Source organism: Bradyrhizobium sp. Unk1 (assembly GCF_059512345.1).
In genome coordinates, this window is sequence record NZ_JCAMOP010000001.1 from 143,700 (window position 1) to 156,831 (window position 13,132).

Below are 13,132 nucleotides of genomic sequence, written 5' to 3' on the forward strand. Positions count from 1 at the left end.
GCCGGAAGGTCGAGGGAGGGAAATATGTCAGGGACTCTGGTCGGTGAATTGATCCTCTGGCTGATCGTCGCCATCGTGGTGATCGTGGTCGGCGTCTACATCGTGAACTGGCTCTACCATCGTTCGTCCAAGGAGACCTCATTCGTCCGGACCGGCCTGCTCGGCGAGCGCGTCGTGATCAACGGCGGCGCCTTCGTGCTGCCCTTCATCCACGACTACACGCCGGTCAACATGAACGTTCAGCCGATGGGCATCGTGCGCTCCCGGCAGGACGCCGTGATCACCCGTGACCGCATGCGCGTCGACATCGAGGCCGACTTCTATGTCCGCGTCCAGGCCACCCGCGAAGCCGTGTCCATCGCCGCCGCCACGCTCGGCCGCCGCACCATGGAGCCCGAGCAGCTCCACGCCCTCCTCGCCGGCAAATTCATCTCCGCGATCCGTTCAATTGCCTCGGAGATGACCTTGGAGCAGATGCATGAGCAACGCGGCGAGTATGTGGCCCGCGTCAAGGCGAACGCGGCTGAGGCCCTCGCTCAGAACGGACTCGAGCTGGAGTCCGTCGCGATCACCGATCTCGACCAGACCGATCTCGAATTCTTCAATCCTTCGAACCGCTTCGACGCCGAAGGTCTGACACGGCTGATGGAGGACATCGAGGCCAAGCGCAAGCTGCGCAACGACATCGAGCAGGATTCTATGATCAAGATCCGCTCCCGCAATCTGGAGGCCGAGCGACAGGCCCTCGAGATCGAGCGCGAAAGCGAGACGGCGCGCCTCGAGCAAGAGCGCGACATCGAGATGCGCCGCGCCCTGCAACGCACCGAGGTCGCGCGTGAGCGGGCCCTGCGCGAGACCGAGGCCGAGCAGGCGCAAATTTCCGCGCGGGAGACCATCGAGAAGGCACGCATCGCCAACGACCAGGCGATCGCGGAAGCCCGCATCGCGTCCGAGCGCGAGACGCGCCAGCGGGAGATCGAGCGCACCCGCACCATCGAAGAGAAGGAACTGCTCGCCCGCGAGGAGATCGAGAAGACCCGGATCGCCAACCAACGCTCGATCGACACCAGCCGCATCGCCTCGGAGCGCGAAGTGCGCCAGCGCGAGATCGAGCGGATGCGTACGATCGAAGAAGCCGAGATCGCCGCCCGCGAGGGGATCGAGAAAGCGCGCATCCAGCAGGACCGGGTGGTGACCGACGCCCGTATTGCCAATGAAGAAGAGACACGGCGCCGCGAGATCGAGCGGACCCGCGCCGTGGACGAAGCCGAGATCGCCGCCCGCGAAGCGACCGAAAAGGCCCGCATCGCCCAGACCATGATTGTCAATGTCGAGCGCATCGCGTCGGACGAGCGCACCCGCGCGCTTGAGATCCAGCAGGTGCGCACGATCCAGGAAGCCGAGATCGAGGCCCAGCGCGCGGTCGAGGCCGCGCGCATCGCCCGCGAGCGGACGCTTGCCGCCGAGCGCATCGCCGCCGAGCAGAATACGCGGCAATTGGAGATCGAGCGCAACCAGGCACTCGACGTCGCGGGAATCACGGCACGCGAGGCGACGGAAGCCACCCGTATCGCCCAGGAAGAACGCGTTCGTTCACTCGAGATCGCCCGCAACCGCGCCGTCGAGGAAGCCGACATCGCCTCGCGCGAAGCGATCGAGGCCGCGCGGGTTGCACAGGAGAAGGCCATCGCCGCCGAGCGGATCCAGGCCGACAGGGAGACCAAGGCGTTGGAGATCGAGCGGACCGCAGCGATCGAGGCGGCTGACCTCAAGCGGCGCGACGTGATCGAGCGCCAGCGGATCGGCGTCGATCTCGCGCTGGAGTCCGAGCGGATCAATTCGTCCAAGAAGCGCGAAGTGCTCAATATCGAGCAGAAAAAGGCGATCGAGATCGCGGACGAGGACCGCGTCATCGCGCTCTCCACCAAGCGCTCCGAACGCATCGACGCCGACCGCCAGGTCAAGCAGGCCGAGATCGTCGCCCGCAAGGACGTCGAGACCACCGACGTCTCACGCGAGCAGGCGCTGGAGGCGGCGCGGATCGAACGCCGCCGCTCGATCGAGCAGCTCGAGGTCGCCCGCGTCCAGTCGCTGCAGGAAGCCGAGATCGCCGCGCGCGAAGAGGTCGAGCGTGCCCGCATTTCGTCGGATCGCGGCCTGGATGAAGCCCGCATCGGCCGCGAGCGCGAACTGCGCAAGCTCGAAGTCAACCGCGAGAAGGAGGTCGAGACCGTTCTGATGGAGAAGGCGATCGCGATCCACCTGAAGTCGCTGGAAGAGTCCGCAGCCAGGGCCTCGGCCGAGGAAGCGCGGATACATGCGACGGAGGCCACCGAGCGTGTCATCACCGCGCGCGAAAACGAAATCGCCAGGCGTCGCAAGAGCGTGGAAATCGTGATTGCCGAGAAGCAGGCCGAGGAGACCCGAATTGCCGCCGAAGCCGAGCGCGTGCGCGCGGCCGTCGAGGCCGAGGCGCAGCGGCTGCTCAACGAGGCCGAGAACGTGCTGACCGACCAGGCTCGCTACTCGCTGTTCCGCAGGAAGCTGCTCGACCGCATCGAAGGCATCGTGCGCGAGAGCGTCAAGCCGATGGAGAAGATCGAGGGCATCCGCATCCTCCAGGTCGACGGCCTCAACGGCAACGGCCATGGCGGCAATGGCGGCCGCAGCGCCACCGACGAGGTGATCGACTCGGCGCTGCGCTACCGCGTCCAGGCGCCGCTGATCGATTCGCTTCTGGCGGATATCGGCGTCGAGGGCGGCAGCCTCGCCAAGATGCCGGGCCTGATCCGCGAGGCTCGCGACATGCAAGGCATCAAGGAGTCCGCCCGCAAGGGCGGCGGTGGCGGCGGAGGCGGCGAGAAGCCGGCTGCAGCTCCCTCGCCTTCCACCGAGGGCGAGCCGCCCGCGGAGCGCAGCCCCCGGAAGAAGAGCTGAGGTCGCATCATGGCCCGCGTCTATGTCTCAACCGTCGTCAATGCGCGCAACGATCGCGTCTGGGCGCGGGTGCGCGACTTCAACGGCATGCCGAACTGGCATCCCGCGATCGCGGAAAGCCGCATCGAGGGCGGCGAGCCCTCGGACAAGATCGGCTGTGTCAGGGATTTTCGCCTGCGCAACGGCGACCGCATCCGCGAGAGGCTGCTCGGCCTTTCCGACTACGACATGTTCTGCACCTATTCGATCCTGGAATCCCCCATGGGCGTCGAGAATTACGTCGCGACGTTGCGGCTGACGCCGGTCACCGACGGCGACCAGACCTTCATGGAATGGACCGCCGAGTTCGACTGCGCACCCGAACGGGAAGCGGAGCTCGTCGGCAATATCGGCGGCGGCGTGTTCCAGGGCGGCTTCGACGCCCTCAAGCGCCAGTTCGGAGGGTGAACTCCGTGCCGCATATCGTGAAAAGCACGATCCTGGATGCGCCCACCGATGCGGTGTGGGACGTGCTGCGCGATTTCAACGGACATGATCACTGGCATCCGGCGGTTGCGAGCTCCACGATCGAGCGCGCGCACTCCCCTGACAAGATCGGCTGTATCAGGCGCTTTAAGCTGCAGGACGGATCGGAGCTGCGCGAGCAATTACTGGCGCTCTCCGATCTCGAGCAGACCTTCAGCTACTGTCTGCTCGATACGCCGGTGCCGATGTTCAACTACGTAGCGCATGTCCGCCTGCTGCCGGTGACCGACGGCGACCGCACCTTCTGGCACTGGGAGTCGCGCTTCAGCACCCGGCCGGAGGACCGCGATCGCATCGTCCACATGGTCGCGGAAGACATCTATCAAGCCGGCTTCGAGGCGATCCGCCGGCACTTGAAGGAGGCGGCATAGCAATGGCCGTGACAGTGAAGACTTTTGCCAGCACAAGCGAAGCGGCCGGCGCGCTGTCGGCAGATCGCGGCGCACGCTATCTCGGCGGCGGCACGCTGGTGATGCGGGCGCTGAACGAGGGTGACGTCTCTGTCTCGACCGTCATCCGCGCCAGCGACCAGGCCCTGACCCGGATCGACGCGTCGGGCCCGCGCGTGACGCTCGGGGCCGGCATCACCTTCGCAAAAATCCTCGCCGAGCGCGACCTGGGCTTCCTGCACGCCCCTGCCCGCTCGATCGGCGGACCTGCGGTGCGCAACATGGGCACGGTCGGGGGCAATTTGTTCGCGCCAAGTCCCTATGGCGACTTCACGGTGGCGCTGCTTGCGCTCGATGCCACCGTCGCCGTGCAGGGCGGCTTTGGCACGCGCGACATCGCCATCGAAGAATTCTTGCAGGCGCGCGAGCGGCAGGCCGGCACGCTGGTGCTCTCGGTGTCCTGCGCACGGCCGGCGAGCGCGGACGCCTTCCGCTACCACAAGGTCGCCCGTATCAAGCCAAAGGGCGGCTCCGTCATTACGCTCGCAGCCCATCTGCCGATCAGCGGCGGACGGATCGCCGGGGCACGGATCGCGCTGGGCTCGATGGCACCGACCCAGATTCGGGCACGCGCCGCCGAGCGTGTGCTCGAGGGACGTTCGTTGGATGCCGCGACCATCGCAGCCGCGGCGTCCGCCGTCACCGAGGGCACCTCACCCTTCGATAACGCGCTCGGCAGCGCCTGGTATCGCCGCGAGATCGCCGGCGTCCATCTGCGCCGTCTCCTCTCGGGTCAGGAATAGCTCGTCATGGCCAAGACCGCCCTGCAATTTCGTCATAACGGCCGCGACGTCGCGATCTTCGTCGATGGCGGCACCAATCTGCTGGTCGCTCTGCGCGAACTGATCGGCGATATGACGCCGAAGTTCGGCTGCGGCCAGGGCGGCTGTGGCACCTGCAGTGTGCTGATCGACGGCGAGTTGCACCTGTCATGCCTGACGCTGGCGGAAACCGTCGCCGGCCGATCGGTAGAGACGCTCGACGGCCTCAAGCAGGGTCCAAACCTGCATCCGCTCCAGCGTGCTTTCGCCGACAATTTTGCCGCCCAATGCGGCTATTGCACGCCGGGCATGCTGATGGCCGCAAAGGCGCTGCTCGACCGTAATCCGCAGCCTAGCCGCGCCGAGGTCGTCGAGGCGATCTCCGGCAACATCTGCCGCTGCACCGGTTACGAACCCATCATCGATGCCATCCTTGCCGCTTCGGGCGGCCGGGCCAGTGCCTAAAGGATTTTGTCATGCTGGAACTGCGCAAGGACATTTTCGCCGACGAGCGCGACGACAATCTCAATGAGATCGGCAAGGGCACGCAGCGCCAGGACATGCTCGGCCATGTCACGGGCACGTCGAGCTATTTCAACGACCACAAGCTTCAGGGCATGCTGCACCTGAAGGTGGTCCGCTCGACGCAGGCGCACGCGCAGCTGCGCCATATCGATACCACGGAAGCCGAACGCTCGTCCGGCGTACGCCGGATCATCCGCGGCGCCGACGTGCCGCGCAATCTCAACACGCTTCTCAGCCTCATCAACTTCGGCAAGGACGACGAGCCTACGCTGGCGGTGGACAAGGTCCGCTACAAGGGCGAGCCGGTCGTCGCCATCGTCGCGGACAGCGAGCGCGAGGCGTTCGAGGCCATCGCAAAGGTGCGGATCGACTACGCGCCGCTGCCGGTCGTGCTCGACGTCGAGGACGCGCTCAAGGCCGGCGCGCCCGTGGTCAACGGGACCTATCCGAAGAACGCCTTCATCTATCACGACGTCCATGATCACCAGAAGCTGCGCTTCGGAGATGCCGACGCCGCGCTCGCGACGGCCGACCACGTGCTCGAACAGCGCTACCAGATGTCTCCGATCGAGCACGCGCCGACCGAGACCAATGGCGCGATCGCCGCGCCCGACACCAACGGCCGCTACGTCGTCTACACCTCGACGCAGGCGCTGTTTTTCTCGGTCGACACCTGCGCCAAGATCCTGGACCTGCCATCCAACACCTTTCACTTCATCGGTGGCACGGTCGGCGGCGGCTTTGGCGGCAAGGTGGATACGCTGACCGAGCCGCTCGCGATCCTGGGCGCGATGCTGACAGGGCGTCCCGTCCGCTATGTGTTCGGGCGTGAGGAGGAGATGCAGTACGGCCCGCCCCGCGGCGCTGAGCGCATCTACATCAAGGACGGCGTGATGCGGGATGGCCGTGTCATCGCGCGAAAAATCCGCGCCTATTTCGACAGCGGCGCCTATACTAGGCTGTCCAGCTACGCCGCCGTGAAATGCGCCGCGCATCTGCCGGGGCCCTATACCATCCCCAACGTCTATGGCGACGTCTATTGCGTCTTCACCAACCGGACGCCCGCGACGGCGATGCGCGGTTTCGGCGTCACCGCGATGGATTTCGCGATCGAGTGCCAGATGGACAAGCTGGCCAACCTCGTCGGCATGGACCCGATGGAGTTCCGGATCCTCAATGCCTATCGCGACGGCGACATGAAGGCGCATCGGCGCGAAGCCAAGAACACCGCGCTGATCGAATGCGTCCAGGTCGCCGCCGAGAAGGCGAAATGGCCGATCCGCGAGGAGTTCAAGCGAGCGTCGTCGCGCAAGGACGGCGGCGGCAGCCGCGCCGTGATCCCGCCGACCCCGACGGATTCGCGCAGCCGGCCGGCCGCGCCAGTCCAGCAGCGCACCAGCTATGACCGGCTCCCGCCCGCCGTCACCCGCGAACCACCGCGCGAGCCGCCGCCTACTGCGCCGTCACCACCTCCACCGCGGCCGGCCGCGCCCTCGCATGGCGCGCCCCGCTTCTCCTCCGTGTTCGGCACCAGGAGACGCTGATGACCCGGCATCGCGGACGCGGCATGGCGTCGATCAACTATCCCATCGGCATGAATCTCGGCGGCGATCCCAGCCAGGCCTTGGTTCATTCCAACCCGAGCGGCAAGTTCACGGTGGCGCTGTCGTCGATCGATCTCGGCCAGGGCATGAAGTCGGTGACGCGTCAGATCTGCGCCGAGACGCTGGGCGTTCCCGTCGAGGACGTCTATGTCGACACCGCGGATTCCGACACCGGTCCGCATTGCATGGGCTCCTTCGCCTCGCGCGGCACCCATCGCGTCGGCAATGCCGTGATGGCCGCGGCGCGCGAGGCACGCGGCGTGATGATGGAGGCAGCCGCCGAGGAGCTCGAGGTCAACGCCGCCGATCTCGAAACCGACGGACGCGGCAACATCCACGTCAAGGGTGCGCCGCATCGCTCGATCTCGACCAAGGACGTCGCCATCGCCGCCCAGTTCAAGCAGGGCAAGACCATCTCCGGCCGCGGCATATTCCTCGTGCCTCTGTCCAACGTCGACCCCGAAACCGGCGAGATGTCGCCGGCGACCTGCTACGCCCATGCCTGTCTCGTGGCGGAGGTCGAGGTCGACGACGAGACCGGTGAAGTCGCGATGGTCCGCATGGACTCCGCCTATGAGCTCGGCCGCGCGCTCAATCCGCGCCTGGTCGAGCAGCAGCTCGTGGGCGGCGCCTGGATGGGCATCAGCCACGCGCTCTACGAGACGACGGAGCCTCACTATCCCGACCCCGTTCACGGCCCCCGCGACTTCGTCGAATATCTGATGCCCGGCCCGGGCGACATTTGCCCGCACGATATCGCCGTGCTGGAGCGCCCCGCGCCAGATGGCCCGTTCGGCGCCAAGGGACCGGGCGAAATGTGCGCCAATCCCGTGCTGCCGGCTGTCGCGAATGCGATCTTCAACGCCGTCGGCGTGCGCATCGACGATCTGCCGATTACGCCGGAAAAGGTGCTGCGCGCGATCAAGACTCAGGGCGGCGCGCGGCCACAGGCGCGACGCTGAGACTGGCCATGGCAGTTCGCAGCAACATCGTTGGCATCGACAACCCCGAGGCGCTGGAGAAGGCGCTTCGGGCGGCCTATTACCTCGCCGATGAGGGGCTCGCGACCGCAGCCTATCTCGGCCTTGCCCTCGGCAAACCGCTCCTGCTCGAAGGCGCCCCCGGCGTCGGCAAGACCGAGGCCGCGAAAGCCATCGCCGCCGTCCTCGGCCGCCGCCTCATCCGCCTGCAATGCTACGAGGGCATCGACGCCTCGGCCGCGCTCTACGAGTGGAACTATCCACGCCAGATGCTCGCGATCCGCCAGGCTGGCGACGAGAGCATCGACATCTATGGCGAGACGTTTCTGATCGAGCGGCCGATGCTGGCGACGCTTCGCGCGCCCGACTCGACCGTGCTGCTGATCGACGAGATCGACCGCGCCGACCAGGAATTCGAGGCGTTCCTGCTCGAATTTCTCTCGGACTTCCAGATTTCGATCCCGGAACGCGGCACGGTGCGCGCGGCCGAACGTCCTGTCGTCGTGCTGACGTCGAATCGAACGCGCGACCTGCACGAGGCCCTGCGCCGCCGCTGTGTCTATCACTGGATCGACTATCCCACCGAAGAGCGGGAGGCGCGTATCGTGATGCTGCGGGCCTCCAGCGTCGCCGAGGCGACTGCGCGGGCCGTCGTCGCGGCCGTCGGCAAATTGCGCCGCGAGCCGCTCAGCAAGGCACCGGGCATCGCGGAAGCGGTCGACTGGGCTGAAGCGGCGACGCTGCTTCACAAGGGCGGCGCGCGCTGGCCCGACGCCTTCAAACGCTCGATCGGCGTGGCGCTGAAAGACGAGGAAGACCTGCACTTCATCTCGCCACGGCTCGACGTCATGCTCGCGGAGGCAACCGCATGAGCACCGAGCCGGAGCTTCCGCGCGCTGCCCGCATCTTCGTCTCCTTCGTCGCGCTGCTGCGCGCCAACGGCTTCGCCGTCGCGCCCGAGCAGACCACCTCCTATCTCGCCGCGATCGAGCTGCTCGGGCCGCGCGACCTCAACGACATCAGGCAATCGGCACTGGCCACACTCGCCCCGCCACCCGAGCGCCGCACGACCTTCGACCGGCTGTTCGACCTGCACTTCCGTGGCAGCGAAGCCATCGAACATGTCGATGATGGCGAGGACGACGAGACTGTCCGGCTCCAGGAAGAGGGCCGCGGCGAACAGGCCCCCCTGTTCTCCGACGATGCCAACGAATCGGGCCTCGCCGCGACGCGTACCGAGGCGCTGGTGGAGCGCCGCTTCGCCCAGCTCTCCACCACCGACGCGCTCCGGCGCCTGGCGCGCGAGGCCGCGCGGCGCCTGCCGCAGCGTCGCGGCCACCGGCGCATGCGCGCCCGCCGCGGGCCGTTTGCCGACCTTCGCCGGACCTTGCGCGACAGCGTGCGGAGCGACGGCGAGATCCTGCGGCTCGGGCACCTGAAGCGGCGCCAGCGCCGGCGAAAGCTCCTGCTGCTGATCGACGTCTCCGGCTCGATGAAGACGCGCACCGAGGAGAACATGAAGCTCGCGCATACGCTGGTGCAGGCCGCGCCCAATGTCGAGGTCTTCACCTTCGGCACGCGGCTGACCCGCGTCACCCGGCCGTTGCGTCTCAAGCGTCGCGAGCAAGCGCTGAACGCGGCTGCGCACCTCGTCAGCGACTGGGACGGCGGCACCCGCATCGGCGACGCGCTGCAAGCCTTCCTCGCGGTGCCGCGGTTCGGGGGTTACGCGCGAGGCGCAGCCGTCGTCGTCGTGTCGGACGGGCTGGAGCGCGGCGAAGTCGATGCGTTGCGCGACGCCGTGGCAAAGCTGTCGCGGCGTGCCTGGCGCGTGAGCTGGCTGACGCCGCTCGCGACGGGCCCGGACTTCCGCCCGCAGACCGAGGCGCTGGTGGCCATCCAGCGCTTCGTCGATGATCTCGTGGATGGCGGTTCAAGCGCGTCGATTGTCGCGCACATTCTGACGTTGGGACGGAGGAAAGCGGCGTGAGCGACATTGTCGACGGCCATCATCACATCTGGCGGCAGGCCGACCTGCCCTGGCTGACCGGCCCGATGCAGCCGCGCATCTTTGGACCCTACGAGCCGATCCGTCGCGATTATCCGATCCGGGAATATCTCGACGACCTCGAGGGCACCGGTGTCGCCCGTTCGGTCTATGTCCAGACCAACTGGTCCAATGACCGTTTCGAGGACGAAGCCGCCTGGGTGCAGCAGACCGCCGACGAGCACAGCTGGCCGCATGCCATCGTCGCCTACGCCGATTTCGCCGTCGACGACGTGCGCCCGCAACTCGATCGCCTGAAGCGCTATCCGCTCGTGCGCGGCGCGCGCATGCAATTGCACTGGCACGAAAATCCGCTCTATCGCTTCGCGGCCAGGCCCGATCTCTGCGTCGATCCCATGGTCCGCCGCAACATCGCGCACCTGGCCGATTACGGCTGGAGCTTCGACCTCCAGGTCTTCACGCCGCAGATGCCGGACGCGGCGCAACTCGCCGAGTCCTGCCCTGGGGTGACCTTCATCCTCCAGCATGCCGGCATGCTGGAGGACCTCTCGCCCGCGGGCCGGGCCGCCTGGCGCGCCGGGATGGCCCGGCTCGCGCTCTGTCCGAACGTGGTCTCAAAACTCTCCGGGCTCGGCACCTTCATCCATCGCAACGATCCCGCACACATCGCGGCCGTCCTTACCGATACCGTCGCGATTTTCGGCGCGGAGCGCTGCCTGTTCGGCTCCAATTTTCCGATCGAGAAATTGTGGACGAGCTATCGGGAGCTCGTCGACGCCTTTCGTGCCGCGGCCGCGAAGCTGACGACCGAGCAGCAGGACGCGATTTTCAGGACGACGGCAACGCGCGTCTATCGGCTTTGACAGACCAAGAACGGAACAGGGAAGGGAAACGAATGGCGCTGGAGATCAAGATCCTGGACTATGGCGATATCGAGCTGGAATCGAGCTTTCTGGTCCTCGGCCGCGACTGCGGCCGCACCCGCCGCGTCCTCACCCTCGGCTTTCTGATCCTCGGCGGCAAATATCCGGTCGTGGTCGATACCGGTTACCGCTCCAACCAGATCATGGAAACGCTCGGGATGCGCGGCCTGCAATACCACGAGCACATGATCGAGAACCAGCTCGCCCGCCACGGCGTGCGCATGGGCGACGTCCGCTTCGTCTGCCATACCCATCTGCACATCGACCACGCCGGCAAGGACGATCTGTTTCCGATGAATACGACCGTCGTCCTCAACCGGAAAGAACTCGAATATTCCGTCTCCGGGTTGATGCATCCGCAATATCCGGCGCCGGACATCAAGCATCTCATCGACCGACTGCACACCAAGAGTGCGCTGCGCTTCCTCGACCTCGAGATCACAGGTCCTATCGAGCTGATGCCCGGCGTCTATTGCGACGCCGCCAACGCCCACACCGAGGGCTCCATGAACATCATCGTCGAGACCGCCGACGGCATTGCCACCATCTGTGGAGACGTAATCTACGATTTCAACGACCAGATCGTCACGCCCTTCCACGAGATTCACGACTGGGAGCCGCGGACGACGGGAAACCACGGCACCAGCAAGCGGGCCGAGAAGGCCTCGATCAAGAAGCTGCTGAGCAATTCGCGCTATTTGCTGCCGGTGCACGACAGGCCGGCCAAGATCGAGGGCGGCATGGTGGTCGGACGCCTGCACGACCAGGTCCCCGGCCCGATCGTGCAGTCGCTGCCCGCGCGGAACTGGTTCCCTGCCTGACGTGAGCTAAGGATATCGACCGATGACGCATGTCACCTTGCGCTCCGAATTCGAAAGCCTGATCGACCCCTACGCGCGGGTCGCGCAGGTCGGAACGGGTTTTGACTTCACGGAAGGGCCGATCTGGCATCCGGTCGATCATTATCTCCTGTTTTCGGACATGCCGGGCGACGTGCGGCGGCGCTGGGATGCGCGGCGCGGCATCGCGGAGGTCAAGCGCCCGTCGAACAAATGCAACGGCATGACCTATGACGCCGAGCTCAATCTGATCGTCTGCGAGCACGCGACCTCGTCGCTGATCCGTGAGCGACCGGACGGGCGGCGCGAGGTGCTGGCTTCGCACTTCCAGGGACAGGAGCTCAACAGCCCCAACGACGTCTGCGTGCACTCCTCCGGCGCCATCTATTTCTCCGATCCCTGGTATGGCCGCATGCCGGTCTACGGGGTCGAGCGGCCGCGCCAGCTCGGCTTCCAGGGCGTCTATCGCGTCATGCCGGGCGGCGAGCCCAAGCTCGTGGTGGACCGCAATTTGTTCGACCAGCCGAACGGGCTGTGCTTCTCGCCCGACGAGAAGCTGCTCTATGTCAACGACACCGTGCAGGCGCTGATCCGCGTATTCGACGTCAACGGCGACGGCTCGCTGTCGAACGCGCGCGTGTTCGCGAGCAGCATCCGCTCCGAGCTGGAGCCGGGCCTGCCCGACGGCATGAAGTGCGACCAGCATGGCAATGTCTGGGTCACCGCGCCCGGCGGCGTCTGGGTCTATTCACCGCGCGGCGAGCTGCTCGGGAAAGTCCGCGTGCCCGAGCTCGTCGCCAACCTTGCCTGGGGTGGCCCGGATTTCCGCACGCTCTATTTGACGTCGACGCATTCGGTCTATGCGATCCCGACCAAGGCCGGGCCGCGCCACGAGCCCTATATGAGCGGCAAACGCGGCAGCGGCGGCGCAAACGCCGGCCCCGCGGCTGCAGCGCCCATCCTCGCCGACGGCGAGATGCGGCTCGATCCGAGCCGTTGCGCCATGATCATTCAGGATCTTCAGAACGACGTCATCATGGATGGCGGCGCGTTCGCCGAGTCGGGCGCACCGGGTCATGCGAAACAACAGCATGTGGTCGAGAACGTCCGGCGTCTGGCGGAGACAGCTCGCGCGCGCGGCGTCGCCATCATCCATGTCTGGTTCGTGGTCGAGCCCGGCGCACCCGGCGTGACGCTGAACGCACCGCTGTTCGAGGGTCTCGTCGACAGCAAGGCGATGGTGCGCGGCAGTTGGGGCGCCGCCCCGGTCTCGGGCCTCGAGCCGCGGCCCGGCGATTTCGTCGTCGAGAAGATGCGGATGAGCGCCTGGGAAGGCACCCGGCTGGAGACGATCCTGAAAGCGACCGGCCGCGACATGATTATCAACACCGGCGCATGGACCAACATGTCGGTCGAGCACACCGCGCGCACCGGCGCCGACAAGGGCTATTTCATGATCGTGCCGGAAGACTGCTGCTCGACCATGAATGCCGACTGGCACTCCGCCTCGATCAACTTTGCCATGCAGAACGTCGCCGTCGTCACCCGGGCGGATGCCGTCATCAGAGCGCTGGGATGAGT

General features: G+C 66.4%; 12 protein-coding genes. All 12 read left to right on the forward strand.

All coding sequences use genetic code 11. The features are described from left to right. Positions 1 to 24 precede the first annotated feature (24 nt). Genes AC5ZFO_RS00590 through AC5ZFO_RS00645 form a run of 12 tightly spaced genes read left to right on the forward strand, consistent with a single transcriptional unit; the run spans position 25 to position 13,130 of the window. Complete coding sequence (locus AC5ZFO_RS00590) at positions 25 to 2,937, forward strand: flotillin family protein (protein WP_282518516.1); 2,913 nt, start codon at positions 25 to 27, stop codon at positions 2,935 to 2,937. A 9-nt stretch (positions 2,938 to 2,946) separates the two neighbouring features. After that, positions 2,947 to 3,384, forward strand: coding sequence for an SRPBCC family protein (locus tag AC5ZFO_RS00595; protein WP_282518517.1), 438 nt, complete (start codon positions 2,947 to 2,949; stop codon positions 3,382 to 3,384). Positions 3,385 to 3,389: 5 nt separating this feature from the next. Then, positions 3,390 to 3,833 (forward strand): SRPBCC family protein, encoded by a 444-nt coding sequence (locus AC5ZFO_RS00600; RefSeq protein ID WP_282518518.1) that lies wholly within the window; start codon positions 3,390 to 3,392, stop codon positions 3,831 to 3,833. A 2-nt stretch (positions 3,834 to 3,835) separates the two neighbouring features. Then, on the forward strand, positions 3,836 to 4,654 hold the full coding sequence (locus AC5ZFO_RS00605; RefSeq protein WP_282518519.1) for an FAD binding domain-containing protein: 819 nt from the start codon (positions 3,836 to 3,838) through the stop codon (positions 4,652 to 4,654). Between the two features lie 6 nt (positions 4,655 to 4,660). Then, positions 4,661 to 5,137, forward strand: coding sequence for a (2Fe-2S)-binding protein (locus tag AC5ZFO_RS00610; RefSeq protein WP_038941740.1), 477 nt, complete (start codon positions 4,661 to 4,663; stop codon positions 5,135 to 5,137). Positions 5,138 to 5,148: 11 nt separating this feature from the next. Beyond that, on the forward strand, positions 5,149 to 6,741 hold the full coding sequence (locus AC5ZFO_RS00615; protein WP_282518520.1) for a xanthine dehydrogenase family protein molybdopterin-binding subunit: 1,593 nt from the start codon (positions 5,149 to 5,151) through the stop codon (positions 6,739 to 6,741). After that, positions 6,741 to 7,763, forward strand: a complete 1,023-nt coding sequence (locus tag AC5ZFO_RS00620) for a xanthine dehydrogenase family protein molybdopterin-binding subunit (RefSeq protein ID WP_014496431.1) — start codon at positions 6,741 to 6,743, stop codon at positions 7,761 to 7,763. The genes AC5ZFO_RS00615 and AC5ZFO_RS00620 overlap by 1 nt, the downstream gene beginning before the upstream one ends. 8 nt (positions 7,764 to 7,771) lie before the next feature. After that, positions 7,772 to 8,653 carry an AAA family ATPase gene (locus tag AC5ZFO_RS00625; RefSeq protein ID WP_028147224.1) on the forward strand — a complete coding sequence of 294 codons (882 nt, stop codon included), beginning with the start codon at positions 7,772 to 7,774 and terminating at the stop codon, positions 8,651 to 8,653. Then, positions 8,650 to 9,771 (forward strand): VWA domain-containing protein, encoded by a 1,122-nt coding sequence (locus tag AC5ZFO_RS00630; protein WP_282518521.1) that lies wholly within the window; start codon positions 8,650 to 8,652, stop codon positions 9,769 to 9,771. Before AC5ZFO_RS00625 ends, AC5ZFO_RS00630 begins: the two co-directional genes overlap by 4 nt. Beyond that, positions 9,768 to 10,652, forward strand: coding sequence for an amidohydrolase family protein (locus tag AC5ZFO_RS00635; protein ID WP_282518522.1), 885 nt, complete (start codon positions 9,768 to 9,770; stop codon positions 10,650 to 10,652). Before AC5ZFO_RS00630 ends, AC5ZFO_RS00635 begins: the two co-directional genes overlap by 4 nt. 32 nt (positions 10,653 to 10,684) lie before the next feature. Further along, the gene (locus tag AC5ZFO_RS00640) at positions 10,685 to 11,533 is read left to right on the forward strand and encodes an MBL fold metallo-hydrolase (protein WP_282518523.1); all 849 of its coding nucleotides are present in this window, start codon (positions 10,685 to 10,687) and stop codon (positions 11,531 to 11,533) included. A gap of 22 nt (positions 11,534 to 11,555) precedes the next feature. After that, on the forward strand, positions 11,556 to 13,130 hold the full coding sequence (locus AC5ZFO_RS00645) for an isochorismatase family protein (protein WP_282518524.1): 1,575 nt from the start codon (positions 11,556 to 11,558) through the stop codon (positions 13,128 to 13,130). Positions 13,131 to 13,132: the final 2 nt, after the last annotated feature.

Coding starts and splice junctions, on each gene's coding strand:
- AC5ZFO_RS00610 (WP_038941740.1), top strand. CDS start 4,661: ATGGCCAAGACCGCCCTGCAATTTCGTCATAACGGCCGCGACGTCGCG.
- AC5ZFO_RS00625 (WP_028147224.1), top strand. CDS start 7,772: ATGGCAGTTCGCAGCAACATCGTTGGCATCGACAACCCCGAGGCGCTG.
- AC5ZFO_RS00615 (WP_282518520.1), top strand. CDS start 5,149: ATGCTGGAACTGCGCAAGGACATTTTCGCCGACGAGCGCGACGACAAT.
- AC5ZFO_RS00640 (WP_282518523.1), top strand. CDS start 10,685: ATGGCGCTGGAGATCAAGATCCTGGACTATGGCGATATCGAGCTGGAA.
- AC5ZFO_RS00630 (WP_282518521.1), top strand. CDS start 8,650: ATGAGCACCGAGCCGGAGCTTCCGCGCGCTGCCCGCATCTTCGTCTCC.
- AC5ZFO_RS00590 (WP_282518516.1), top strand. CDS start 25: ATGTCAGGGACTCTGGTCGGTGAATTGATCCTCTGGCTGATCGTCGCC.
- AC5ZFO_RS00645 (WP_282518524.1), top strand. CDS start 11,556: ATGACGCATGTCACCTTGCGCTCCGAATTCGAAAGCCTGATCGACCCC.
- AC5ZFO_RS00620 (WP_014496431.1), top strand. CDS start 6,741: ATGACCCGGCATCGCGGACGCGGCATGGCGTCGATCAACTATCCCATC.
- AC5ZFO_RS00595 (WP_282518517.1), top strand. CDS start 2,947: ATGGCCCGCGTCTATGTCTCAACCGTCGTCAATGCGCGCAACGATCGC.
- AC5ZFO_RS00605 (WP_282518519.1), top strand. CDS start 3,836: ATGGCCGTGACAGTGAAGACTTTTGCCAGCACAAGCGAAGCGGCCGGC.